The 23420-nt window shown below is 64.1% G+C and carries 23 protein-coding genes; 11 read left to right on the forward strand and 12 right to left on the reverse strand.

Annotation, left to right across the window (positions count from 1 at the left end; translation table 11 throughout):
* The first annotated feature begins 3 nt into the window (after positions 1 to 3).
* On the forward strand, positions 4 to 435 hold the full coding sequence (locus tag MTAI_RS04680; protein ID WP_027888362.1) for a QcrA and Rieske domain-containing protein: 432 nt from the start codon (positions 4 to 6) through the stop codon (positions 433 to 435).
* 61 nt (positions 436 to 496) lie between these two features.
* On the opposite strand, the gene MTAI_RS04685 is transcribed toward MTAI_RS04680, so the two are convergent.
* Positions 497 to 820 (reverse strand): DUF309 domain-containing protein, encoded by a 324-nt coding sequence (locus MTAI_RS04685; RefSeq protein WP_223299706.1) that lies wholly within the window; start codon positions 818 to 820, stop codon positions 497 to 499.
* 117 nt (positions 821 to 937) lie between these two features.
* Between MTAI_RS04685 and trxA the strand changes: the two genes are divergently transcribed.
* Entirely contained in the window at positions 938 to 1270 is a 333-nt protein-coding gene (trxA, locus tag MTAI_RS04690; protein WP_027888364.1) for a thioredoxin, read from the forward strand.
* A 63-nt stretch (positions 1271 to 1333) separates the two neighbouring features.
* Positions 1334 to 2560 (forward strand): cytochrome P450, encoded by a 1227-nt coding sequence (locus MTAI_RS04695; RefSeq protein ID WP_027888365.1) that lies wholly within the window; start codon positions 1334 to 1336, stop codon positions 2558 to 2560.
* Here MTAI_RS04695 and MTAI_RS04700 read toward each other — a convergent pair.
* From MTAI_RS04700 to MTAI_RS04730, 7 genes are read right to left on the reverse strand one after another with little or no spacing between them, the layout of a single operon-like run.
* On the reverse strand, positions 2557 to 3525 hold the full coding sequence (locus tag MTAI_RS04700; RefSeq protein WP_027888366.1) for a zinc-dependent alcohol dehydrogenase: 969 nt from the start codon (positions 3523 to 3525) through the stop codon (positions 2557 to 2559). The genes MTAI_RS04695 and MTAI_RS04700 overlap by 4 nt on opposite strands.
* Positions 3526 to 3528: 3 nt before the next feature.
* Positions 3529 to 4299, reverse strand: a complete 771-nt coding sequence (locus MTAI_RS04705; protein ID WP_027888367.1) for an SDR family NAD(P)-dependent oxidoreductase — start codon at positions 4297 to 4299, stop codon at positions 3529 to 3531.
* An 8-nt stretch (positions 4300 to 4307) separates the two neighbouring features.
* Positions 4308 to 5327, reverse strand: a complete 1020-nt coding sequence (locus MTAI_RS04710) for a zinc-dependent alcohol dehydrogenase family protein (protein WP_027888368.1) — start codon at positions 5325 to 5327, stop codon at positions 4308 to 4310.
* 21 nt (positions 5328 to 5348) lie between these two features.
* Positions 5349 to 6170, reverse strand: coding sequence for a carbohydrate ABC transporter permease (locus MTAI_RS04715; RefSeq protein ID WP_027888369.1), 822 nt, complete (start codon positions 6168 to 6170; stop codon positions 5349 to 5351).
* On the reverse strand, positions 6167 to 7075 hold the full coding sequence (locus tag MTAI_RS04720) for a carbohydrate ABC transporter permease (protein WP_027888370.1): 909 nt from the start codon (positions 7073 to 7075) through the stop codon (positions 6167 to 6169). The genes MTAI_RS04715 and MTAI_RS04720 overlap by 4 nt, the downstream gene beginning before the upstream one ends.
* Positions 7076 to 7122: 47 nt before the next feature.
* Positions 7123 to 8430 carry an ABC transporter substrate-binding protein gene (locus MTAI_RS04725; protein WP_027888371.1) on the reverse strand — a complete coding sequence of 436 codons (1308 nt, stop codon included), beginning with the start codon at positions 8428 to 8430 and terminating at the stop codon, positions 7123 to 7125.
* A 55-nt stretch (positions 8431 to 8485) separates the two neighbouring features.
* The gene (locus MTAI_RS04730; protein WP_187388598.1) at positions 8486 to 10039 is read right to left on the reverse strand and encodes a ribulokinase; all 1554 of its coding nucleotides are present in this window, start codon (positions 10037 to 10039) and stop codon (positions 8486 to 8488) included.
* 164 nt (positions 10040 to 10203) lie between these two features.
* Here MTAI_RS04730 and MTAI_RS04735 point away from each other — a divergent pair, with 164 nt between their 5' ends.
* From MTAI_RS04735 to pgm, 5 genes are all read left to right on the forward strand, one after another.
* Complete coding sequence (locus MTAI_RS04735) at positions 10204 to 11238, forward strand: LacI family DNA-binding transcriptional regulator (protein ID WP_043983010.1); 1035 nt, start codon at positions 10204 to 10206, stop codon at positions 11236 to 11238.
* Positions 11235 to 12221, forward strand: coding sequence for a phosphate acyltransferase PlsX (plsX, locus tag MTAI_RS04740; RefSeq protein ID WP_187388599.1), 987 nt, complete (start codon positions 11235 to 11237; stop codon positions 12219 to 12221). Before MTAI_RS04735 ends, plsX begins: the two co-directional genes overlap by 4 nt.
* A gap of 11 nt (positions 12222 to 12232) precedes the next feature.
* Positions 12233 to 13285 (forward strand): mechanosensitive ion channel family protein, encoded by a 1053-nt coding sequence (locus MTAI_RS04745; protein ID WP_027888374.1) that lies wholly within the window; start codon positions 12233 to 12235, stop codon positions 13283 to 13285.
* A gap of 71 nt (positions 13286 to 13356) precedes the next feature.
* The gene (gene lhgO, locus MTAI_RS04750) at positions 13357 to 14577 is read left to right on the forward strand and encodes an L-2-hydroxyglutarate oxidase (protein WP_027888375.1); all 1221 of its coding nucleotides are present in this window, start codon (positions 13357 to 13359) and stop codon (positions 14575 to 14577) included.
* A gap of 60 nt (positions 14578 to 14637) precedes the next feature.
* Positions 14638 to 16281 carry a phosphoglucomutase (alpha-D-glucose-1,6-bisphosphate-dependent) gene (pgm, locus tag MTAI_RS04755; protein ID WP_027888376.1) on the forward strand — a complete coding sequence of 548 codons (1644 nt, stop codon included), beginning with the start codon at positions 14638 to 14640 and terminating at the stop codon, positions 16279 to 16281.
* 10 nt (positions 16282 to 16291) lie between these two features.
* Here the strand turns inward: pgm and MTAI_RS04760 are convergent, their stop codons facing one another.
* Together MTAI_RS04760 and thrB are read right to left on the reverse strand one after the other, a co-directional pair.
* Positions 16292 to 17044 (reverse strand): DUF4388 domain-containing protein, encoded by a 753-nt coding sequence (locus tag MTAI_RS04760; RefSeq protein ID WP_043983005.1) that lies wholly within the window; start codon positions 17042 to 17044, stop codon positions 16292 to 16294.
* A complete protein-coding gene (gene thrB / locus MTAI_RS04765; protein WP_187388600.1) occupies positions 17014 to 17916 on the reverse strand; it encodes a homoserine kinase in 903 nt (300 codons plus the stop codon). The genes MTAI_RS04760 and thrB overlap by 31 nt, the downstream gene beginning before the upstream one ends.
* 324 nt (positions 17917 to 18240) lie before the next feature.
* Between thrB and MTAI_RS04770 the strand changes: the two genes are divergently transcribed.
* The 3 genes from MTAI_RS04770 (at position 18241) to coaBC (ending at position 21285) form a co-directional block, all read left to right on the forward strand.
* Complete coding sequence (locus MTAI_RS04770; protein ID WP_027888379.1) at positions 18241 to 19086, forward strand: hypothetical protein; 846 nt, start codon at positions 18241 to 18243, stop codon at positions 19084 to 19086.
* Between the two features lie 208 nt (positions 19087 to 19294).
* Complete coding sequence (locus MTAI_RS04775; RefSeq protein ID WP_027888380.1) at positions 19295 to 20059, forward strand: type III pantothenate kinase; 765 nt, start codon at positions 19295 to 19297, stop codon at positions 20057 to 20059.
* The gene (gene coaBC / locus MTAI_RS04780) at positions 20056 to 21285 is read left to right on the forward strand and encodes a bifunctional phosphopantothenoylcysteine decarboxylase/phosphopantothenate--cysteine ligase CoaBC (protein ID WP_027888381.1); all 1230 of its coding nucleotides are present in this window, start codon (positions 20056 to 20058) and stop codon (positions 21283 to 21285) included. The genes MTAI_RS04775 and coaBC overlap by 4 nt, the downstream gene beginning before the upstream one ends.
* Here coaBC and thiD read toward each other — a convergent pair.
* The gene (gene thiD / locus MTAI_RS04785; protein ID WP_027888382.1) at positions 21282 to 22076 is read right to left on the reverse strand and encodes a bifunctional hydroxymethylpyrimidine kinase/phosphomethylpyrimidine kinase; all 795 of its coding nucleotides are present in this window, start codon (positions 22074 to 22076) and stop codon (positions 21282 to 21284) included. The two genes, coaBC and thiD, sit on opposite strands and share 4 nt — an antisense overlap.
* 16 nt (positions 22077 to 22092) lie before the next feature.
* Positions 22093 to 23403 (reverse strand): phosphomethylpyrimidine synthase ThiC, encoded by a 1311-nt coding sequence (gene thiC / locus MTAI_RS04790; RefSeq protein ID WP_027888383.1) that lies wholly within the window; start codon positions 23401 to 23403, stop codon positions 22093 to 22095.
* Positions 23404 to 23420 lie beyond the last annotated feature (17 nt).

The raw sequence follows: 23420 nt of genomic DNA on the forward strand, positions 1-23420 counted from the left end.
GCCATGAACCGACGCGACGCCGGTAAGACCCTGCTGGCCGGCCTTCTGGCGCTGGGTGCAGCAGGGCGGGGCCAGACGCTGGCGCCCACCCCGGTGCGGATCGCCGAACCCAGCCGCCTGCCCGAGATCTGGGCCGACCTCGAGTTCCGCTTTGCCGGCCAGCCCTGCTTGCTGGTGCGGGTGCCGCCCCCGGCCCGGCCCAGCCCGCGGGTGCTGGAGGCACAGGGGATGTATCTGACCGCTTTTTCCCGGGTCTGTCCCCACGCGGGTTGTACGGTGCCCCTGCCGGATCAGCAGCGCTCCATCGAGTGCGGTTGTCATGGCAGCCGCTTTCAGGCCGATGGCCTCAGGGTTGCGGGGCCTGCACCCACCGACCTGCCGGGGGTCCGGCTCGAGCTGCGCGAAGGGGCGGTCTGGGCGGTGGGGTGGCTGTAAACCAAGTGCAATCTTCACTTGCAAAGCCCCAAACGCCTTCCAGGGACGCCGTTTTTGTAACCTATAGCAAAGGGAAGGGTGGTACCTGGCCGGGGCCTTTTTCTAGGGCCTGGCGGGTAGCCTCGATCAAGGCTGCCACCCGGATCCCCCGGTAGGTTGCGGGCAGGCCCTCCAGATGCTTCAAAGCCTTGTGGAAGTTGCGCCAGCCACCCCTGGGGTTGTCTTTGGCTTTGTGCAGTGCAGCGGCCAGCAGGATAACCCCATGGGTCAGCTCCCGATCTGCGCCCGAAAGCTGCTGCCAGAGAGGCTCCAGGGCTTCGTGAACCTCCCAGAACCGCCCCTGACGCCAAAGCTCGAGCGCCTCGACGTATTCGGGCCTATTCAATAGACCGGCCTCTTGCACTATAAAAAGTGTATCGGCTTCCCCTGCGGCCGGCCAGCCGTGCTAGAGTGTGGAGCCTAGAGGGCCTATACCTGGGCCCGGTTTGCGAGGTAAACAGACATGTCCAAACCTATCGAAGTCAACGATGCCAACTTTGATGCTACCTTGAAGGAAAATAAGTATGTGCTGGTGGACTTCTGGGCCGAGTGGTGCGGCCCCTGCCGCATGGTAGCGCCGGTGATGGAGGAGCTGGCTAAGGAATACGAGGGCAAGGTAACGGTCGCCAAGCTGGATGTGGATGCCAACCCCCAGACCGCCATGAAGTTCCGGGTGATGAGCATCCCTACCATCATCCTCTTCAAGGATGGGCAGCCGGTGGAGGTCATGGTGGGGGCAGCCCCCAAGAGCAACTTCGTGGCCCGGCTCAATAAGCACGTGCAGGTCAGCGCTTAAGCCTGCTCTAAAAGCTCGCAGCCCCCTTACCTGGATGGCTAAGGGGGCTTATGCTTTGGATTGATGCACAGCTACCACCTCAACATCAACGACCCGGCTTTCATCTACGACCCTTACCCCACCCTGGCGCACCTGCGGGAGACCCTGCCGGTCTTCTACGACGAGGTCTGGAACAAGATTTTTTTCCTGCGCTACGAGGATATCGCCCACCTGCTGCGCGATAAGCGCCTGGGCCGCTCGATTACCCATATCCTCTCCCGCGACGAGCTGGGCTGGCCGCCGCCCAACCCGCTGACCCGCGACTTCGACCATTTTCAGGAAAACCACATGCTCGACAACGAGCCGCCCAAGCACACCCGGCTCAAGGGCCTGATGATGAAGGCCTTTACCCCGGCCCGGGTGGAGGGGTTGCGCGGAAAGATTCAGGGCATCGTCAATGAGCTGCTCGACCGGGCCGAAGACATGGGCCAGATGGATCTCCTGCGGGACTACGCCGAACCGCTGCCGGTTACGGTGATCGCCGAGCTTTTGGGCGTGCCCAAGGAGGATCGGCCCCTTTTGCGCCCCTGGTCAGCCAAAATCGTCAAGCTGTACGAGCTGGGCTTCACCGACGAGCAGGCCAGGGAGGCCAACCAGGCGGTGGTGGAGTTTTCGGCTTATATTCGCCAACTGGCCGATGAACGCCGGCGCAAGCCGGGCGACGACCTGATCTCGGCCCTGGTACAGGTGGAGGAACAGGGCGACAAACTCACCCCCGACGAGCTGGTGGCCAACTGCATCCTGCTCCTGAACGCCGGCCACGAGGCCACGGTCAACGGCACCACCGCCGGCTTTCTGGCCCTTGCACGCAACCCCGAACAGATGGAGCAGGCCAAGGAGGCAGCGGCCAGGAACCACCCGGAGTTTTTCAAGCTGGCCGTGGAAGAGCTGCTGCGCTACGACACCCCTTTACCGATGTTCGAGCGCTGGGTGCTGGAAGATTTCGAGTACAAGGGCATCCCGCTGCGGCGCGGCCAGGAGGTGGCCCTTATGTACGCCTCGGGCAACCGCGACCCGCGTAAGTTTCCCGACCCCGACCGGCTCTGCCTGACACGCACGGAGAACTACCATCTGACCTTTGGCCTGGGCATCCACTACTGCATCGGCGCGCCGCTGGCGCGGCTCGAGCTCCAGACCTCCTTCCAAACCCTGCTCAAGCGCCTGCCCAACATCCACCTGGCCACCGACCGGATCGAGTACGCCGGTGGGTTCGTGATCCGGGGCCACAAGGCCATGCCGGTGGCGTTCTAGGCCAGTAACAGCACCTTGAGGGCCTGGTCTCGCTGCAGCGCAGCCGCAAAGGCTGCTTGAACCTGCTTCAGGGCAAAGCGGTGGGTGATAAGGGGGTGGGCTTGTACCCTCTGCTCGGCCAGCAGCCGGATGGCTTCCTGAAAGTCGGAAAAGGTGTACATCAGGCTTCCTTTCAGGGTCAGCTCCCAGTCCTGGATGAGGCCAGCAGATAGGGTGGCCGGCTGGCCGTATACCCCCACCACCACGACCGTGCCGCCTTTACGGGCTCCTTGAATGGCCGCCTCGAAGGCTTTTTCGTTGCCCACGCACTCAAAGATCACCTCGTACTTTGCCGTGTCTGGTGCTTTGGCCACCAGCCCAAGCCCTTCGGCCACCCGGCGACGAACCTCGAGCACATCCACCACCACTACCCCGGCTGCACCGTAGGCCCGGGCTACCTGGGCTACCAGCAGCCCGATGGTACCTGCACCCAGAACCGCCACCTGCTTGCCCTGTACGGGGGTAAGGGCGACCGCGTGAACGGCTACCGCCAGCGGTTCGATCATGGCCCCCAACTCGACATCAAATCCCTGGGGTAAGCGATGCAGGTTCTGGACGGGGCTCACAAAGTGTTCGGCCATGGCCCCTGGGGCCTGGAAGCCCATGACCCTGAGCTGCTCGCAGATGTTGTAGCGGCCGCTTCGGCACGGGACGCACTGTCCGCAGGTAAGGGAGGGCTCGAGCGCTACCAAAGCCCCGTGCCAGGAGGGGTCTACCCCCGAACCCACCTCCACCACCTGGGCGGCCACCTCGTGACCGGGGAAGACCGGGTAGCGGACAAATGGATGCTGGCCTTCGTATACGTGCAGATCCGATCCACACACCCCAATGGCCAGAGGCTTGAGAAGCACCTCGCCGCTTTGAAGCTGAGTTGGGGGGGCCTCTATCCAGTCGATCTTGTGAGGGGCAGCGATCACCGCACGCATATCTCACCAGACCGTGTACCCACCATCCACCACCAGCTCACTGCCGGTCATATAACTGCTGGCCTCCGAGGCCAAAAACACCGCGCAGGTAGCCACCTCCCAGGGCTCACCCAGGCGTCCCATGGGGGTCAGGCCCAGCCAGTCCCTGCGCCACTCAGGGGTCTCGAGACCCCGCCGGGTCATCTCGGTGCCAATGTAACCCGGCGAGATGGCGTTGACCCGTACCCCGAAGGGGGCCAGCTCGGCGGCCAGCGAGCGGGTGAGGTGGGCAACGGCGGCTTTGGAGGCGTTGTAGGCGGCCTGGGGCTGGGGTTTGTTCACGATCAGACCCGACATCGAGGCGATGTTGATGATGCTGCCGCGGCCCTGGGCCACCATCACTTTGCCAAAGGCCCGGCTGCACCAGAAAACCCCGTGAAGATTGATATCGAAGATCTGCAACCACTCGGCATCGGGGGTTTCCAGGGCCGGGGTATTGCGGCAGATGCCGGCATTGTTGACCAGGATGTCCACATGCCCGTAAGCCTGATAAAGGCTTTGGGCCAGTGCTTCGCTCTGGGCCGACTGGGTTACGTCCAGGGGGCGGTACTCGGCCCGCAACCCCTGGCTTTGTAGGTTTTGTGCTGCCCGGTGGCCTGCCTCCGCATCCAGCTCGGCGATGACCACCTGGGCCCCGGCCTCGGCCAGGGCGGTGCTGATGGCCAGGCCAATGCCCCGACCACCCCCGGTAACCACGGCCAGGCGATCCTCGAGTTTGAACTTATCCAGTATCATGGGTGCACCTACACTTCAGGAATGATGAGCACCTTGAGCGCCCGACCCTGCCCCGGCTGCTCCTTGTAGGCCAGGGCCTGGCCCAGCGCCTCCAGCGGCAGGCGGTGGCTGATGAGCGGCTTCACCTGCACCCGGCCTGTTTCCAGCCAGTTCAGGGCGATGGGCAGGGTGCCGTTGAGGGAGAAGCTGCCTATCAGGCTGAGGTCGCGCTGGAAGAGATCGTAGGGGCTGATCTGTATCCGGGCCTCCTCCGGGGCCACACCGAAGACGAGCAGTTTGCCGCCTACCGCCGCGTAACCGGGCATGGCCTCCACCACCTGGGGATGGCCGGTGGCCTCGGCCACAATGTCGAAGCCGTGGGGGGCTAGTTCGCGCAAGGTTTGTTCGAGTCGGGGCCCGCTTTGCACGGTGTGGGTTGCGCCGAGCTGCTGGGCCAGAGCAAGCCGCTCGGCCACCGGGTCTACCACCGTAACCGTGCTGGCCCCTGAGATGAGCAAGGCCTGCATCAACAGCAGGCCAATGGGCCCCGCACCAAAGAGCAGGGCGCTGCTTCCGGGCTGTGGTTGCAGGCGTATAAGGCCCCAGGCCACGCACCCCAGCGGTTCGGCGAAGGCGGCTTCTTCGGCGCTCAAGTTCTTGACCGGATAGGCGTTTTCGGCTGGCGCCAGCACATACTGCGCGAACCCACCAGCCTGGGTAACCCCCAGGGCCTGGAAGTGCAGACAGTGCTGCCGTTGGCCCCGGCGGCAAGCCCAGCACTGCTTGCAGGCGATTACCGGATCCAGAGCCACCAGCTGTCCCTCTTGCAGTTGGGTCACTCCAGGGCCCACTTGCTCGATCACCCCGGCAATTTCATGGCCGGGCACCAGGGGAAGCTTAGCGTGGAAGTGTCCCTCAAAAAGATGAAGATCGGTACCGCAGACCCCGGTAGCGCCTACCCGTACCAGCACCTGGTTGGGGCCTGGGGACGGGGGGGCGAGGTCTTGAACCTCGAGGTTCCGGGGACGGGTAATCACGGCGGCTTTCATAACAATTTCTCCTGGGTTGAGTTATTTGATGGCACCAAAAGTTAGACCCCGCACCAGTTGCCGCTGGGCCAGCCAGCCCATCACCATTACGGGCAGGATGGCAATCATCGAGGCGGCCGACATCTTGGCCCAGAACAGGCCCTCTGCGGTTTTGAAGGAGGCCACATACACCGAGAGGGGGGAGGCCTGGGCCGCGGTGAGGTTGAGGCTCCAAAACGTTTCGTTCCAGGCCAGGATGATGCTTAGCAAGGCTGCTGAGGCAATGGCCGGGACCGAAAGTGGCAACAGCACCCGCAAGAGCTCCTGGGGTATGCTGGCCCCGTCGACCCGAGCAGCCTCCATAATCTCGTGGGGTACCTCGCGGAAAAAGGCGTATAGGGTCCAGATGACCACCGGCAGGTTCATCACCGTATAAATCAGGGCCAGCGCCCAGACGTTGTCCAGCCAGCGCAGGTCGCGGAAGATCAGATAGACCGGGATAATCACGCCTACCGGCGGCATCATTTTTGTACTGATCATCCAAAGCAGCAAGCCCTGGGTTCGCTGGGTGGGGTAGAAGGCCATGGAGTAGGCGGCCGGAATGGCCAGGATCAAGGCCAGGGCAGTGGAGCCCAGAGCCGAGATGATCGAGTTGAGAAAGTGCAGGCCGTAGTCGCTGCGGGTCAGGGCCTCCTGTATGCTCTCGAGGGTGAGGGTAAAGACCAGCTTGGGAGGGATGGCGATGGCATCGCCCTCGCTCTTGAAGCCGGTGAGGAAGAGCCAGAAGATGGGAAAGAACATGATGCCTGCGGCCAGGTAGGCCAGCAAGGTCAGCTCCCAGCGGATGCGTTGGCCCTGGCTCATGTCCGTCCTCCTTGCAGGTTGCGCCCAATCATGCGCAAAACGAAGATAGCTACGATATTGGCCAGAATTACTGCAAACACCGCCCCCGCGGCGGCCACCCCAATGCGGTACTCGCCAAAGGCCTTGAGGTAGATGAGGTAAGGCAGGGTGGTGGTGGCAAGGCCCGGCCCGCCAGAGGTCGAAGCGTAGATCTCGGCAAAAATGGTGAGCAAGAAGATAGTCTCCAGCATCACCACCACGCTCAGGGTCTGGGCCAGGTGAGGCACCACGATGTAGCGGAACTCCTGCCAGGCGTTGGCGCCATCGATTTTGGCGGCCTCGAGCTGCTCTTTGGATAGTGATTGCAGGCCGGTGAGGATTAGTAGCATGGCAAAGGGAATCCACTGCCAGGAGACCATCATCACGATGGATGGCATGGGGTAGGTGGCCAGCCAGTCGATGGGCCGCTGTCCCAGGCTTTCGGCCATCCAGGCAAAGAGCCCATATACGGGGTGCATCAGCATGTTTTTCCAGATCAGGGCCGAGACCACCGGCATCACAAAGAAAGGCGAGATGGCCAGGGTGCGCGCCAGAGCCCGACCCGGAAACTCTTGATAAAAAAGAACTGCCAGCAGCAGCCCTACGGCCACCGTAATCAGCAGTACCGAACCCACCAGTACCAAGGTGTTCAGGATGGCTGTCCAGAAGATGGGGTCGGTCAGCAAGGAGGCGAAGTTCTCGAGACCCACAAAGCCCTGGCGTTCGGGGTTGAGCAGATTGAAGCGACGGAAGGAGTGGTAAAGGGTGAGAGCAAAAGGAATCTGCGTCCAGACGATCAGCAAAAGAACGGCCGGGCCGAGCAGCCAGAAGGAATTGGGCCGCAGAGCCTGTGGACGTGTCTTGGTTAGGACGCGATGGTGTGTCATGGTTACCTTTTAGGGGGCGGGTTTGGAAGACCCGCCCCCGACTGGCTTTACTTGATGTAGCCTGCTTCTTTCATCAGCTTCTCGACAGCGGCCTGGGCCTGGGCCAGTCCGTTGTCCAGGCTGCTTCGCCCGGCCACGATTCCGGCGATAAACTGCCCGACCTGGGTACCGATGGCCTGGAACTCGGGGATGCCCACAAACTGTATGCCGGTGTAGGGTACAGGCTTGAGGGTGGGCCTGGTGGGGTCGGCCGTGTTAATGGAGTCCAGCACCACCTTGGCGAAGGGAGCGGCCCGCTGGTAGTTGGGGTTGTTGTAAGTGGAGTAGCGGGTGCCGGGAGGTGCGCTAACCCAGCCCTGGGTGCGGCCTACGAGCTCGATGTACTCCTTGGAGGTGGCCCAGGCGATGAAGGTTTTGGCGGCCTCCACTTTCTTGCTGGACTTGGGAATGGCCAGGGCCCAGCTCCACAGCCAGTGCGAGCCGTTGGGGGTGACGGCTACCGGGGCTTTGGCAAAGCCGATTTTGTCAGCTACCTTGGAGGTCTTGGGGTTAGACAGGTAGCCGGCCGCCACGGTGGCGTCAATCCACATGGCGCACTTGCCCTCCGACATCAGGGTTAGATTCTCGGTGAAGCCGTTGCCGGTGACACCCGGAGGGCCGTACTTAGTGACCAGCTCCACGTACTGCCCAATAGCCCGCTTCCACTCAGGGCTGGTGAGCTGGGGTCTCCAGTTTTCGTCGAACCAGCGCCCCCCGTAAGTATTGACCAAGGTGGTGATAAAGGCCATATTCTCGCCCCACCCCGGCAGACCCCGCAGGCAGATGCCGTAAACCCCCCCGCTGGGATTATGCAATTGCCGGGCCCAGTTGATGGCCTGGGTCCAGGTGGGTTGAGCTGGAACGGTGAGCCTCTTGGCGGCAAACAGGTCTTTGCGATAGTACAGCATGGAGCTCTCGGCGTAGAAGGGCAATGCATAAAGCTTGCCCTGGTAGGAGAGCCCGGCCCGTACCGGCTTGAGCACGTCCTCGAGGTCGTACGAGGCTGGCAGTCCGCTTATCTCCACCAACCAGCCGTTCTTACCCCACAGAGGGGCTTCGTAGGTACCGATGGTCAGTACATCGTAGGAGCCGGCGTTGGTGGCGATATCCGTGGTCACCTTCTGGCGCAGCTCGTTTTCCGGCAATACCACCCAGTTGAGCTTGATGCCTGGGTTGGCTTTCTCGAACTCTGGGGTGAGCTTTTGCATGGTGATCATGTCGGGGTTGTTGACGGTGGCGATGGTGATGGTGGTTTGGGCCAGGGCCGTGGAGAGCCAGAGGCCTGTACTGGCTAGAAAAACTTGCCAAAAGCGCATGGGTACCTCCCTTGGGTTTGGGCTGCTTTGTGCCGATACCGATGTTGGGTTTGAGCTAGTTTCTCACCTCCTTGGTTTGAACAAAGCCGAAGTATTCAGCCAGCGATCGGTAGGAAGGGTAGAGATCCAGGTAGGCCATGGAGTTGGGGATAAAGCTATGCGCAGGAGGCGCAGGGGGCAGAGGAAATCCTGCAGCCATGGCGGCATACAAAGCGGCTCCACGGGCCGAGGCATGGGAGGTAGAACTGGCTTCTACCTCGCAACCCAGCACGTTGGCCAGGATCTGTACGATGGCGGGAATTTTGGACAATCCCCCGGTGACCACTACCCTGGGCAAGGAACCTACCGCGCGCTCCAGGGTTTCCTTGACCCATCGGGTGCCCAGGGCCGTGGCTTCTATGAGAGCCTGGTAGATTTGAGGGGGGTCGGTGGCCAGATCAAGTCCGCTTAGTGCGCCTTTCAGGCTTGCATTCATCAAGGGGGTGCGGCAGCCGTTCCACCAGTCCAGGGCCAAGAGGCCCGAAGGCCGGGCTGTGCGCTGGGCGAGCTCGAGGTTTAGCTGTTCGAAAATCTGATTCTCGGGCACCTGGCCGGCCCAGGCCAGGGTGCGCACCCACCAGGCCAGCATGTCCCCCGAGGCTGGCTGGCCGCACTCGTAGCCGTACAGGCCGGGAAGAATCCCATCCGCAACAATACCGGCAATGCCCGGGACGGGGGTGGCGGCTCTACTCAGGGTTAGATGGCAGCTCGAGGTTCCCAGAATCGCCACCAGAACCCCGCTTTCTTGAACGCCCACCCCCAGCACGGCGGCGTGGGCGTCAATGCTGGCGGTGGCCACCGGAATTCCCGCGGGGAGTCCGGTGTGTTGGGCCCAGGCCTGGCTCAAGCCACCCGCTTTCTGGCCTACCGGATGGGGCCAGGCCAGCTTATCCAGCCAGCTTTCCAGGCCAGGCCGCAAGGCTCGGAGCTGGGCCGCCTCGGGGTAGCCTGTGGGCTGCCAGTGGGCTTTGTAGCCTGCCTGGCAGCTCGAGCGCACCTCCTGGCCGGTGAACTGCCATACCAGCCAGTCCCCCACCTCGATCCAGCGGGCCGTGGCTTCCCAAACCTCAGGGGCCTCCTCCAGCACCTGCCAGGCTTTGGCCAGTGACCATTCCGCGCTGGTTGTGCCGCCGTACATCTGCAAGAACCCTGGATGGGCCAGGTTGATGGCCTGGGCATAAGGTTCAGCGGCGTGATGTTTCCAGAGTTTCAAGTAAGCGTGCGGTTGATGCTCGAAGCCCTCTTTGAGGGCCAGGGGAGTGCCCAGAGCATCGGTGGGGAGGGGGCTGGAGGCGGTGGTATCGATGCCAAGCCCCACTATCTCGCCGTCCGATTTGTAGGCCTCAAACCGCATCTTTTGCAGAAGAACCTGGCTCACCTGCAAATAATCGGCGGGATGATGCAACGCCCACAGCTCGGGCAGAGGCTGCCCGGAGGGAAGGCGGTGGGTCAAGACCCCGTGGGGATAAGGCTCAACCGCAACGGCCAGCTCCAGACCGCTATCAAGGTCGAGCAGCAAAGCCCGTGCCGACTCGGTGCCAAAATCTAAGCCAATCACCAGTGGTTTCATGATTGATGTATCGTTCCAGAGCTGATGGTCACGTGTCCATTTTTAGCAAAAAGAACATCCAAAAGAGATAGCACTTTTCTCTTCTGACTGCTTATGGTCTCGTGTCCATAAGAGTAAATGTCGAATGCACTTTTGTCAAGGCCTGATTTTGTTATAATGGTCACGTGGCCAATATCCTGGATGTCGCCAAGCGGGCGGGTGTGGCTCCTACCACGGCCAAGCGCGCGATCCACGAGCCCCATCGACTAGCCCCCGAGACCCTGGCGCGGGTGCGCAAGGCCATCGAGGAACTGGGTTACGAACCGGATCAAGTAGCGGGCAGCCTACGGCGGGGCCGTACCCAGACCCTAGGGCTGATGGTCGGCAACATCATCGAGCCTTTTTTTGCTGCACTCATCCGCAGCATTGCCCGTCAAGCGCGGGCTAGGGGTTACGCTCTGATGGTTGCCGACAGCGAGTACGATTCCGGTATCGAACTCCAGCACCTCAAGATGTTTCGTGGGCAACGGGTGAGCGGCCTTATCATTCGCTCGGCTTTTGGCTCGCCCAACCTGGACTACCTGGTGCAGATGCACCAACGGGGCATCTATATTCTGGAAATCGACCATTTTTATCCCAATAGCCCCTTCAGCTATGTAATGCTGGATGGGCGGCAGTGTGTGTTTACCGGGGTGAAGTACCTATATGACCTGGGTCACCGCCGCATTGCTACGCTGGGCGATTACCATCCCGTAATCACCCCCGATGAGCGCTCGAGGGTTTTTCCAGAGGCTATGCGTGCGGTAGGGCTGGCCCCTATCCCCGAGTACCAGCGGGTGATTGAGCGCAGTGAGGAGGCGGCTTACCACCTCACACTGGAGCTGATGCGGCTGCCCGAACCCCCTACAGCGTTGTTTTCACTTACTGGGAGCGAGGCGGCCGGGGCTTTTCGAGCCCTGAAGGAGCTGGGGCTGCGTATACCGCAGGATGTTTCCTTGCTTACTTTCGATAACTACTCCTGGACGGCTCTGGTCACACCTCCCCTGGATGTGATTGAGCAGCCGGTCGAGGCCATGGGGCAGGTTGCGGTAGAGATTGTGCTGGAAGCCATTGAGAACCAAAGCCTGGATAGGGTGGTGCGCAAGCGCTTTCCAGGACGCCTGATCAGGCGGGGTAGTTGTGCTCCGCCCCCAGCAGAGAGCGTAAAATCCAGGTTGTGAAACCGATTGCCCTCGACGCCATGGGGGGCGACCATGCCCCCAAAGTTACGGTAGAAGGTGCCCTGCTGGCCCACAGACAGGGAATCCCGGTGGTGCTGGTAGGCCCCACGGCTGTTTTGCAGCAGGAACTCCGAAAGCAGGGGGGGGATCTGCCCATTGTGGAGGCCCCCGAGTACATCACCATGCACGACCAGGCCACCGACGTGCGCAAAAAGCGCCGGGCTTCCATCAACGTCTGCATGGAGCTGGTCAAGCAGGGCGAGGCCTCGGCGGTGGTGGCCATGGGGCACACCGGGGCCACGCTGGCCTCGGCCCTGTTCAACCTGGGGCGCATCCGGGGGGTGGATCGGCCCACCCTGCTGATCGAGCTGCCCAGCGAAAAAGGGCGCACCTTTCTGACCGACGGCGGGGCCAACGTGGACTGCAAGCCCGAGTGGCTGGTGCAGTTTGCGGTGATGGCCACGGCCTATGCCCAGGCCCAGGGGATTGCGGAGCCCAGCGTGGGGCTGCTTTCCATTGGGGAGGAGGAGCACAAGGGCAACGAACTCACCCTGCAAACCTTTCCCCTGCTCAAGGCCGCGCCGGGCCTGCGCTTCTACGGCAACGTGGAGGGGCGCGACATCTTCAAAGGCACCACCGATATCGTGGTGAGCGATGGCTACACCGGTAACGTGGTGCTCAAGCTCTCCGAAGGTGAGGCCCGCACCATCTTTAAGTGGATTCGCGAGGCTTTGAGCGGGGGTTCGCTCTTGACCCGGTTGGGGGCCTTGCTGGTGCGCCCGGCCCTGCAAAGCCTGCGGGCCAAAATGGACCCCGCCGAGTACGGGGCTATGCCCCTGCTGGGGGTGGAGGGCCCGGTGTTTATCGGGCATGGCTCCGCCGATGGGCGGGCGGTGCTGAGCGCGATTCGCAAAGCCAGGGGTGTGGTGGAGGCCGGCCTGGTGGAGCGGGTGCGGGCCGGCATGGCCCGCTTGGCTGGATAGGAGGGGGAAGCGTGGAGATATCGAGTCTCTGGCTGCGTGTTTTGATCAGTGTTGGCTTGCTAATTCTGGGTTTCTGGGTAGGGCGGGCCGGGGCCGGCCTGGTGGGCTGGCTGGCCCGACTGACCCCCGACACCCGCGACGACCGCTACCTGCGCTACATCGGCTGGCTGTGGTGGGGCTTCACCGCCGCCATGATAGCGGCCCTGGGGGCCCAGGTCTGGCAGGTGCGCCTCGAGCCCTTCTACGCCTGGGGCCAGGTGCTCTTCGGCTGGCTGGGGGAGCGCGGGCTGGCCGTGCTGCTGATCCTGGGCGCGACCTCGCTGGCTTTGCGCCTGGTGCCCCGGCTGTTGCAACGGGTTCCGGTGGGGTCGGGGGAGTTTAGCCGGGAGCAGGTGCGGCTACAAACCCTCAAGAGCGTGCTCGAGTCGGTCTTGAAGGTGCTGATTATCGCCCTAGGGGTGCTGTTTGCCCTGTCCAACCTAGGCCTGAACGTCACGGCGTTGCTGGCTGGGGCCGGGGTGGTGGGGCTGGGCATCTCGCTGGCCGCCCAGAACCTGATCCGCGATGTGATCAACGGCTTTTTTATCCTGCTGGAAGACCAGTACGGGGTGGGCGACGTGATTACCGTGGGCCAGCTTTCCGGGGGGGTGGAGCGTTTCAACCTGCGCATTACGGTGCTGCGCGACCTGGAGGGCCGGGTGCACTTCATCCCCAACTCCACCATCCAGCAGGTTACGGTGATGAGCCGCGACTGGGCCCGCGCGGTGGTGGACGTCTCGGTGGCCTACGAGACGCCGGTTGACAGGGCCCTCGAGGTGGTGCGCTCGGAAGCCGAGGCCTTTTACGCCGACCCCGCGTGGCGCGACAAGTTCACCGACCAGCCGCCCGAGACCCTGGGCATCCAGCAACTGGCCGACTCGGGCATCCTGATCCGGGTTTTGTTCAACACCAAGCCCAAGGAGCAGTGGGCCGTCGGGAGGGAGTTCCGCCGGCGCATCAAGCTGCGGCTCGACGCCGAAGGGATCGCCATTCCCTACCCCACGCGGCGCATCGTCAATTCATAAGCCCCACCAACCCTCGAGGCGGCCCTGTGGCTCGCAGGGTTCGACTTTGCAGCGGGATAGAATGCAAAGGGATGAGAACCTGCGACTACCTGATCATCGGTGGGGGTATCGTGGGCCTGACCATTGCCCTGGAGATCAAGAAGCGCGATGCTCAGGCCCGCGTGGTGGTGCTGGAGAAAGAGAAAGAGCTGGCCCAGCACGGCTCCGGGCGCAACTCCGGGGTGCTGCACGCCGGTTTTTACTACACCGCCGACTCGCTCAAGGCCCGCTTCACCCGCGAGGGCAACGCCCGCTGGAAGGAGTTTATAGAGGCCCGGGGCCTCAAAATCAACCGCTGCGGCAAGCTGGTGGTGGCTAAAAACCAGCAGGAGGTGGAGGGGCTAAAGGAACTCAAGCGCCGGGGCGACCTGAACGGGGTGGAGACCTATCTGATCCCCCTCGAGGAGGCCAAAAAAATCGAGCCGCGGGTAAAATCCACCGAACTGGCCCTGTGGTCGCCCAACACCGCCACCGTGGATCCCCGGGAGTGCATGGCCGCCATCGCCGCCGAGTGTAAGGCCCAGGGCATCGAGATTTGCCTGGACAGCCCCTACCAAAGCCGGCGGGGCCGGGACATCATCACGCCCCAGGAGGTCTATAGCGCGGGCTTTGTGGTCAACGCCGCGGGGCTGCACGCCGACCGGGTGGCGCACGATTTTGGCGTGGGGCTGCGCTACCGCATCCTGCCCTTCAAGGGGCTGTACCTCTACGGCTCGGAGCCGGTGGGCGCGCTCAGAACCAACATCTACCCGGTGCCCGACCTGCGCAACACCTTTTTGGGCGTCCACTTTACGGTGACGGTGGACGGCCGGGCCAAAATTGGCCCCACCGCCATTCCGGCTTTCTGGCGCGAGAACTACCAGGGGCTCCGGGGCTTCGATGCGCTCGAGGCCCTCTCGATCCTGCGCGACGAGGCCATGCTGTTCTTGCGCAACGACTTCAACTTCCGCGGCCTGGCCCTGGAAGAGATCAAAAAGTACTCCAGGGCCTATCTCGTACAGCAGGCCGCGGCCCTCCTGGAAGGGGTGAAGCTGGAAAACTACCGCACCTGGGGCCGCCCCGGCATCCGCGCCCAGCTCTACGACCACCAGGAAAAAAAGCTGGTGATGGACTTTTTGCTCGAGGGCAACCGTGAGGGCCTGCACGTGCTCAACGCCATCTCACCGGCCTGGACGGCCGCCATGCCCTTTGCCGAGTATGTGGTGGACAGGATCGAAGCCCTGCACAGGGGCCAGGAGATAGCCCAGGCCTGATCCTTTCGCATTGACAAACCAACCCTACCCATGCGTAGACTCCTGGCAGAAGGAGGCGTTATGAGCCTACACCCCCTGGCCGGCCAACCCGCGCCCCACAGTTTTCTGGTCAACATTCCCCGGCTGGTGAGCAGCTACTATGCTATAAAACCCGACCCCCACAACCCGGCCCAGCAGGTGGCCTTTGGTACCAGCGGCCACCGGGGCACCTCCCTGGCCGGCACCTTCAACGAGGCCCACATCCTGGCCATCGCCCAGGCGGTGGCGGAGTACCGGGCCGGGCAAGGAATTACCGGGCCGCTCTTTATGGGCATGGATACCCACGCGCTTTCCGAGGCGGCCTGGATTACCGCGGTGGAGGTGCTCACCGCCAACGGGGTGGAGGTCTGGGTGGAGGAGGGGCGGGGCTACACCCCCACCCCCCTGGTCTCGCACGCCATCCTGGAGTACAACCGCCATCGGAGCGGCGGCCTGGCCGACGGCATCGTGATCACCCCCAGCCACAACCCCCCCCAGGACGGCGGCTTCAAATACAACCCCCCGAGCGGCGGCCCCGCCGATACCGGCGTGACCCGGGCGATCCAGGAACGGGCCAACCAGATTTTGCAGGGCGGCCTGGCCGAGGTAAAACGCTGGCCCCTCAGCCGGGCCCTGGAGGCGGTGCGGGCCTTCGATTTTGTCACGCCCTATGTGCGCCAGCTGGAAAGCATTGTGGATATCGCCTCCATCAAGGCCGCGGGTGTCCGGATTGGGGTAGACCCGCTGGGCGGTTCCTCGCTACGGGTCTGGCAGCGCATCGCCGAGGAGCATGGCCTCGAGCTGACGGTGGTGAACGAACGGATCGACCCCAGCTTTGCCTTCATGACCCTGGATAAAGACGGGAAGATCCGCATGGACTGCTCCTCGCCCTACGCCATGGCCTCGCTGATCGGCCTCAAGGACAGGTTCGACGTGGCCGTTGGCAACGACCCCGACGCCGACCGGCACGGCATCGTGACCCCGGACGGCCTGATGAACCCCAACCACTACCTGGCGGTCTCTATCCACTACCTGTATCAAAACCGCCCCGGCTGGCCCGCCGGTATGGGGGTGGGGAAGACCCTGGTCAGCAGCAGCATGATTGACCGGGTGGTGCAGGGCCTGGGCCGCCGGCTGGTGGAGGTGCCGGTGGGCTTCAAATACTTTGTGGAAGGGCTCCTGAATGGAAGCCTGGGGTTTGGGGGGGAGGAGAGCGCCGGGGCCTCCTTCGTGCGCATGGACGGCTCGGCCTGGAGCACCGACAAGGACGGCATCCTCCTGGGCCTGCTGGCCGCCGAGATGCTGGCCAGAACCGGCCAATCCCCCAGCCAGCACTACCGCGCCCTCGAGGCCCGCTTTGGCACCTCTGTGTATACCCGCATCGATGCCGAGGCCAACAGCGCCCAGAAAAAGGTGCTGGCCAACCTTTCGCCTGAGCTGGTGACCGCTACCGAGCTGGCCGGCGAGCCCATCCTGGCCAAGCTCACCCGGGCCCCCGGGAATGGCGAGCCCATCGGGGGCCTCAAGGTGGTCACCGAGAACGCCTGGTTTGCGGCCCGGCCCTCCGGCACCGAGGACGTGTACAAGATCTATGCCGAAAGCTTCCGCGGGGAGGCGCACCTCGAGCGCGTGGTGCAGGAGGCCAAGGCCCTGGTTGGGGAGGCTTTTCGCAGGGCCGGGGTTTGAGGGAACCCCGCTACTTCTGGGCGGCCTGTTCGGCCTCGATCTCCCAGAGCAGGTCGCGTAGGATCCAGCCCCTACCCGGAACCTCGAGTTCCCCGTTGGCGATACGCTCGAGCAGGTAGGCCCGAACCTTGGCGATGGGGAGACCGGCCTGAATGAGCTCGCCCAGGTTGCGGCTGCCGTCGAGTAGCACGGTCATGTCGTTGGGATTGCGTATACCGGCCTGGGTGCGCCGGGCCGAAGGGTGGCGGATGCGTAGCGCGAACCAGGCATACTTGCGCAGCTTGGTGAGGTCGCCCTCCCGCAGCCCTCGCCAAGCCCGTTCGGCGGCAATGATCAGCGGAACCCCCCAGGTTTTGGCAGCCGCCCGGACGCTCTTGCCCCCCACAAAGACGGCAAAAGGTTCCACAGGCCGGGGTGTCTCCAGCACCCGGCTAGGGGAGTCCAGCACGCTGCGGAAGCGGGCCCACTGGTCGTTCATACGGGCCCACTCGCCCACAAAAACTTTGAACGGCATAAGCGGAACCCCCTGCACCCGACCGCCTTCAAACCTGAACTGGCCCTGCTCAGGGTGGAGTGGAAAGGTGGTGATGGCCTCAAAGCCCTCCCAGTCCAGGATGCTGCCCCCGACCACCTCGCCGAGCATAAAATGCAGTTTCAAGGGAAGAAGCTGCTGGGTTTTGAGGTGCAAAACCCCCGTTCCACGGCTGGCGTGGATCATCTGAAGCACGTCGCTTAGCGGGATGGTATCGAAGCTACCTTCCATCGCAACCCTTCTCCCAGGCCGAGCACCAGCGTGAAGCCCTGCCCCACATAGTCTTGCATGGCCTGCCGAATGGCCTCGATATGCTGCGCCTCGCTCAGGGCGGCCAGGGTAGGCCCAGCCCCGCCCACAAAGGCGGCCAGGGCCCCCGCGGCATAGATCCGCTCGAGGGCGGCCTCGAGGCCCGGCATCAGATGTGCGCGGTAGGGCTGGTGCAGGCGGTCTTTGGCGGCTTCCCGCAAGGCCTCCCAACGCCCCGTGTGGAGGGCTGCAGGCCAGAGCGCGCTGCGGGCCAGGTTATAGATGGCATCGGCGTAGGGAATGGTTTTAGGCAGAGCGGCCCGGGCCAGCGGTGTCGGCACCTCGTAGGGGGGAACACCCAGCACAAAGCGCAGCCCCTTGGGCGAAGGCATGGGCAGGGCCAGGGGGGGGTCGGCCAGCGCGGCCACAAAGCCGCCGTAGACCGCCGGGGCCACATTGTCGGGGTGGCCTTCCAGGCTGGCAGTTACCCGAAAGATGCCATCCAGCCCGAGCCGCCCCCCTGAAAAGGCATCGGCCAGGGCTGCACCCGCAACCAGGGCTGCTGAACTGCTGCCCATGCCCCGGGCCAGGGGAATCGGATTGTGGGCCCAGACCGCCAGGGGCGGCGGGTCAGGCTCGCCCAGGGACTGCCAGGCGGCCCGGTAGCCTTGGTGGATAAGATTATCCGGGGTGTTGGGCACCTGTCCCTGGCCGGTGTAGTGCAGCTCGTTGGTACGGGCAGGGGTGGCGTGAACCTCGAGGTACAGATCGAGCGCCACCCCTAGCGCATCAAAGCCCGAACCGAGATTCGCCAGAGTTGCCGGAACTTGAACATATACGGTATCGCCAGACATAGTGCTCCCGCCGTGGCGGTGGTCCTCGTCATCATACCCTCATGTTGGGCGGAGGGAGGGGTCTTAGCGGCAAAAACCGCCGGATCAGGCTATACTACTGGCGAGTGGCCGACTCCATTCTTTGGGCTTTGCTTAGCGCTTTGACCCCACCTGAGGATGCCGGTCTTTGGGTAGGATCGTGGCGGCCTCCTGACGTATGCGGTGGTGTTTTCTGCTAACCTGCTCCAGGCATGCCCTTAGGTTTACAGGCCTGTTGTGGGCTGGGTGCGCAGCCAATTGGGGAAGGTTTGCTGGTCTGTCGAAGCCGCCGGGGCAGGGGATGCTGTGAGCGCGCACCGGGGTTTGCTCGAGTGCATCTCGCCCTCTTTGATGGGTTCTCTGCTCGATGCGCTGTGGCCCCATGATCCTCTGGTCGAGCGCGTGCCGGGTGGCTTGTTAGCCCCAGCGCTGATTGAGCGGCTGCGGGAGGATGGCTTTTCCGGTTACCTGCTGGCCCGCTTCTCCGGCGAGGAACGGGGCTGGCTGGTTTTTTATCGGGGGCGGCTCCTGGAGGCCTGGCGGCAGGCCACCTACGGCCACCTTACCGGCACCGTGGCCTACCGGGCTTTGCAGCGTGAGCTGAACCTGGCCACCATTTCCATCTACCGGCTGCAGCCCGATGACCTGCCCCCCCTGGTGGCCCTTACCCAGGGGTCGTTGCGCATGAGCGGGGTGGCGGCCCGTGGTATGGCGGCTGAAGACCTGACGCGTTTGCTGGTGCAGGAGCAGTTTACTGGTGCGCTGGTGCACGAGGACGGCCTGGTGGGCCGGGCCTGGTTTTTAGCTCGGGGGCGGTATCTTTTTGATGCGCTGCTTCCGGAGCACTTCGCCGAGGGGGTTCTGCACCTGGTGCAGGCCCCCAGCCAGGCGCCGCTTGATCTGCTCGAGCTGGCCCGGCAGGAGGATGAGACCCAACGAAGCCTTCGGCTGAACGTGATCTGGCATGCGGCGCAGGAGGTGCTTAAGGAATACATGGGACGCGGGGCTGCCTCAGCCCTCGAGCGCTTGCAGCACATCTACGCGATCGATGACCCGCCTGTTCTGGAGAAAACCCTGCGCCGCTGGATGACCGAAAGCCTCGAGCCCCACGCGGCTGTGCTTTTTGATCGCCTGCTGCGTCCGACCCTGTAGCGGGTGCGGTCAAAACTGGCCGTAGGGGGTAATATCTATCAGGATGTTCATCGCCTGTAGGCAGGTTATCCAGGGCCACCCTTCAGCACGGTTGGGGGCCCGCTCCGGTAAAAATCGTCTAATCGGTAAAGCGATCTTCTAATACCAGTTTCGCTTGAATCCTTCACCGGTGGACGCAGTCGGATAGGCTTGTCTGAGAGGAGGTTTTATGCTGCTAGCCATCGACATTGGCAACACCAACATTACCCTGGGCCTCTACCAGGGCGAGCAACTGGGGCCGCGCTGGCGCATCTCCACCGATACCCAGCGCATGCCCGACGAGTACGGCATCACCCTGGTCAACCTGCTTGCCTTTAGCGGGTACAAGCCTACCCAGGTGGACGCGGTGGTGCTGGCCTCGGTGGTACCGCCCCTGACCGCGACGCTGGTTCAGGCCGTGCAGGACTACCTGGGGCAGAAGCCTTTGGTGGTGGACTCGAGCCTCCAGACCGGGGTGCGGGTGCGCTACGACGACCCCTCGCAGGTGGGCGCCGATCGCATCGTGGATGCCGCCGCGGTGCACAAGCTTTACGGTGGCCCGGCCTGCGTGGTGGATTTTGGCACGGCCACCACCTTCGATGCCATCACCGCCGAGGGGGATTACCTGGGGGGTGCCATCGCGCCGGGCATCGGGATCGCCTCGGAGGCCCTGTTCCAGCGGGCCGCCAAGCTGCCCAAGGTTGAACTCAAGCGGCCTCCTACGGCCATTGGGCGCAACACCGTGCACTCGATGCAGTCGGGGTTGCTGTTTGGCTACGTGGGCCTGGTTGAGGGTATGGTGGCCCGCTTCCGCGCCGAACTCGGCCCCCAGATGAAGGTCATCGGGACGGGCGGCCTGGCCGAACTCATCGCGCAGGAAACGCCGGTTATCGAGATTATCGCCCCCTGGCTGACCCTCGATGGCTTGCGCATCATCTGGGAGCTCAACCGATGAACCCCCTGCAGGGCAAGCGCATCGTTCTGGGTGTGAGCGGCTCCATCGCCGCCTACAAGGCCGCCGACCTGGCCAGCAAGCTCACCCAGGCTGGGGCCCTGGTGGATGTAATTCTGAGCGAGGGGGCCGAGCGCTTCATCACGCCGCTCACCTTTGCCTCTCTTACCGGGCGCAAGACCCACACCAGCCTGTGGGAGGACGATGCCCACGTGCTCCATGTGGGGTTGGGGGAGGGTGCCGACCTGCTGGTGATCGCCCCCTGCACCGCCCACACCCTGGCCAAGCTGGCCCAGGGCCAGGCCGACAACCTGCTCACCCTGACTGCCCTGGCTGCGCGTTGTCCCGTGCTGGTGGCCCCTGCCATGGACGGTGGCATGTTTGAGCACCCCGCCACCCAGGCCAATCTCGAGACCCTGCGCCGCCGGGGCGTGCAGATCCTGGGCCCCGCTCAAGGCCGCATGGCCTCGGGTCTGGTGGGGCTGGGGCGGATGCTCGAGCCGGCCGAGATCCTGGGGCACATCCGCCTAACCCTGGGCCGTGCTGGCCCTCTGGCGGGGAAACACGTGGTGGTAAGCGCGGGTGGCACCCAGGAGCCCCTCGACCCGGTGCGCTATCTCACCAACCGCTCCTCGGGCAAGCAGGGTTTTGCCCTGGCCCAGGCTGCGCTGGATCTGGGGGCCCGGGTCAGCCTGGTGGTGGGGGCTACGGCCGCCGCCCTGCCCACCCCCATCGGGGCCGAGCGCACCGACGTGGAAACCGCCGCTCAGATGGCCGAGGCGGTTTTGAGGCTGTGCCAGGAGGCCGACGTGCTGATCATGGCGGCCGCGGTGGCCGACTTCCGGCCCCGCCAGGTGCGGGCCCACAAGATCAAGAAGGAGCGGGAGACCCCACCCCCGCTCGAACTCGAGCCCACCACCGACATCCTGCTGGCTGTGGCTGAGGCGCGCCGGCGGTTGGGCCGGCCAGCGGTGGTGGTGGGTTTTGCCGCCGAGAGCGAGCAGCTTCTGGCAAACGCGCAGGACAAGCTCGAGCGCAAAAATCTCTCCATGATCGTTGCCAACGATATCAGCGCCCCCGATGCCGGTTTCGCTGTGGACACCAACCGCGTCCTCCTGCTGCTACCCGGCGGGGTGGTTGAGCCCCTGCCCCTCATGACCAAGGGCGAGGTGGCCGCAGCCGTCCTGGCCCGGGTGGTTCGACTCCTCGTAGAAGGCGCTGGTAGCTAATCCGGCCACTCCCCCGCCCAGTGGTTGAGCGGCCCAATGCCCTGTCCGATGCCCGGGGCCGTGGCAATGGCCCGGGATACGAAGCGCTTGGCTCGAGCCACGGCCTCGAGCAGCCCGACCCCTTTCGCCAGCAACGCGGTAATTGCGGCGGAAAGGGTGCAGCCGGTTCCGTGGGTGTGGCTCGAGGGAATTTTCTGGGCGGTAAAGAGGTGTAGCTCGTGGCCGTCCCATAGCACATCGGTGGACTCTTCCCCTGCTAGGTGACCGCCTTTGAGCAGCACGGCCTTAGGCCCCAGGCGCCCCAGCAGCCGGGCGGCTTCGCGGGCCTCGGCCAGATCGCGGATGGGCTGGCCCAGCAAGGCCCGGGCCTCGGGCAGGTTGGGGGTGAGCAGCGTGGCGAGGGGGAATAGCTCGGCTTTGAGGGCCTCGAGGGCCTGCTCTGTTAGCAGCCGGTCGCCGCTTTTGGCCACCAGCACAGGGTCTACCACCAGCGGCAGGTTGGCCTGGGCCAGGAGCGGGGCAATGCTCTGCACGATGGCGGCATCCCCCAAGGCCCCTGTTTTGATGGCCTGGGCCCCCGGGTCTTGCAGCACGGCCTCGAGCTGCCGCACGACCAGGCCGGGCTCCAGGGGCACCACCTCGCGCACCCCCAGGGTGTTCTGCACGGTCAGCACGGTGACCACGCTCATGCCGTAGACCCCAAAGCGCTGGAAGGTTTTGAGGTCGGCCTGGAGGCCGGCCCCCCCGCTGGGGTCGCTGCCGGCGATGGTGAGGGCGATGGGAAAGGACACCGGGGCCTCCAGGGGTTCAGGCCGGCTCGAGGTCGCGCGCGCGGGCCTGGCCGCGCAGCACCGCCTCGACCAGGTTCATCGGGCAGAAGGGGCCGCACATACTGCAAGCCTTGGTGCGGGTGGCGCGGGTCTCGTAGAGCCGGCGGGCCTCCTGGGGGAAGAGGCACAGCTCGAACTGGCGTTCCCAGTCCAGGGCGTAGCGGGCCTGGCTCATCTGACGGTTGCGCAGGAGGGCCCCTGGGTGCCCCCGGGCCACATCCGCAGCATGGGCGGCGATCTTGAAGGCGATCACCCCTTCGCGCACCTGCTGGACGGTGGGCAGGCCCAGGTGCTCGGCCGGGGTCAGGTAGCACAGCATGTCGGCACCGTGCCAGCCTGCAACCGCCCCACCGATGGCCCCGGCGATGTGGTCGTAGCCTGCGGCGGTATCCACGGGGAGCATCCCCAGGATGTAGAAGGGGGCGTGATTGGTCAGTTTCTTCTGGATCTGTACGTTGGTCTGGATCTCGTTCAGGGGAATATGCCCCGGCCCCTCCACCATTACCTGCACCCCGGCCCGGTGCGCGCGTTCGACCAGCTCGCCTACCAGCAGCAGCTCCTGGATCTGGGGGCGATCGGTGGCATCAGCCAGCGAGCCGGGGCGCAGTCCATCGCCCAGCGAAAGGGTCATGTCGTAGGTGCGGGCGATCTCCAGCACATCGTCGAAGCGCTCCCACAAGGGGTTTTCTCGCTCGTTGCGCAGCATCCAGGCCGCCAGCAGCCCGCCCCCCCGCGAGACGATGCCGGTGACCCTCGAGCTATTCCGGTAACGGCGCAGGCTTTCCTGGGTCACCCCCGCGTGAATGGTGATGTAGTCCACCCCCGAGCGGCCGTGCTCTTCGATTACCGTCAGCAGCTCGTCGGGGGTCATGTCGAAGACGCTCTTGCGCCGGGCTGCCCGGAACTCGGCCTCGTAGATCGGCACGGTGCCCAGCGGGACGCTGCTGGCCTCCAGGGTCATCTTGCGGATCTGGGCCAGGTCGCCCCCGGTGGAGAGATCCATCACGGCATCGGCCCCCGCCTCGATGGCGGCCCGGACTTTCTGCACCTCCTGCTCGGGGTCGACGAAGTCGTAGGAGGTGCCCAGGTTGGCGTTGACCTTTACCCGCATCCCCTCGCCAATGGCGGTGAAATGTGTCAGGGTGCGGTGGTTGGGGTTGGCGGGGATGACCACCCGCCCGGCGGCTACGCGCTCTCGCACGAACTCCGGCTCGAGCCCCTCGGACTGGGCCACATAGGCCATGGCTTCGGTAACGATGCCCTTGCGGGCGGCTTCCAGTTGGGTCATGTTGGCTCCTTTGGCTA

The sequence above is a fragment of the Meiothermus taiwanensis WR-220 genome (assembly GCF_003568585.1).
In the GTDB taxonomy this organism is placed as follows: domain Bacteria; phylum Deinococcota; class Deinococci; order Deinococcales; family Thermaceae; genus Meiothermus; species Meiothermus taiwanensis.

Coding starts and splice junctions, on each gene's coding strand:
- MTAI_RS04680 (WP_027888362.1), top strand. CDS start 4: ATGAACCGACGCGACGCCGGTAAGACCCTGCTGGCCGGCCTTCTGGCG.
- trxA (WP_027888364.1), top strand. CDS start 938: ATGTCCAAACCTATCGAAGTCAACGATGCCAACTTTGATGCTACCTTG.
- MTAI_RS04695 (WP_027888365.1), top strand. CDS start 1,334: ATGCACAGCTACCACCTCAACATCAACGACCCGGCTTTCATCTACGAC.
- MTAI_RS04700 (WP_027888366.1), bottom strand. CDS start 3,525: ATGCGTGCGGTGATCGCTGCCCCTCACAAGATCGACTGGATAGAGGCC.
- MTAI_RS04705 (WP_027888367.1), bottom strand. CDS start 4,299: ATGATACTGGATAAGTTCAAACTCGAGGATCGCCTGGCCGTGGTTACC.
- MTAI_RS04710 (WP_027888368.1), bottom strand. CDS start 5,327: ATGAAAGCCGCCGTGATTACCCGTCCCCGGAACCTCGAGGTTCAAGAC.
- MTAI_RS04715 (WP_027888369.1), bottom strand. CDS start 6,170: ATGAGCCAGGGCCAACGCATCCGCTGGGAGCTGACCTTGCTGGCCTAC.
- MTAI_RS04720 (WP_027888370.1), bottom strand. CDS start 7,075: ATGACACACCATCGCGTCCTAACCAAGACACGTCCACAGGCTCTGCGG.
- MTAI_RS04725 (WP_027888371.1), bottom strand. CDS start 8,430: ATGCGCTTTTGGCAAGTTTTTCTAGCCAGTACAGGCCTCTGGCTCTCC.
- MTAI_RS04730 (WP_187388598.1), bottom strand. CDS start 10,039: ATGAAACCACTGGTGATTGGCTTAGATTTTGGCACCGAGTCGGCACGG.
- lhgO (WP_027888375.1), top strand. CDS start 13,357: ATGAGAACCTGCGACTACCTGATCATCGGTGGGGGTATCGTGGGCCTG.
- pgm (WP_027888376.1), top strand. CDS start 14,638: ATGAGCCTACACCCCCTGGCCGGCCAACCCGCGCCCCACAGTTTTCTG.
- MTAI_RS04760 (WP_043983005.1), bottom strand. CDS start 17,044: ATGGAAGGTAGCTTCGATACCATCCCGCTAAGCGACGTGCTTCAGATG.
- thrB (WP_187388600.1), bottom strand. CDS start 17,916: ATGTCTGGCGATACCGTATATGTTCAAGTTCCGGCAACTCTGGCGAAT.
- MTAI_RS04775 (WP_027888380.1), top strand. CDS start 19,295: ATGCTGCTAGCCATCGACATTGGCAACACCAACATTACCCTGGGCCTC.
- coaBC (WP_027888381.1), top strand. CDS start 20,056: ATGAACCCCCTGCAGGGCAAGCGCATCGTTCTGGGTGTGAGCGGCTCC.
- thiC (WP_027888383.1), bottom strand. CDS start 23,403: ATGACCCAACTGGAAGCCGCCCGCAAGGGCATCGTTACCGAAGCCATG.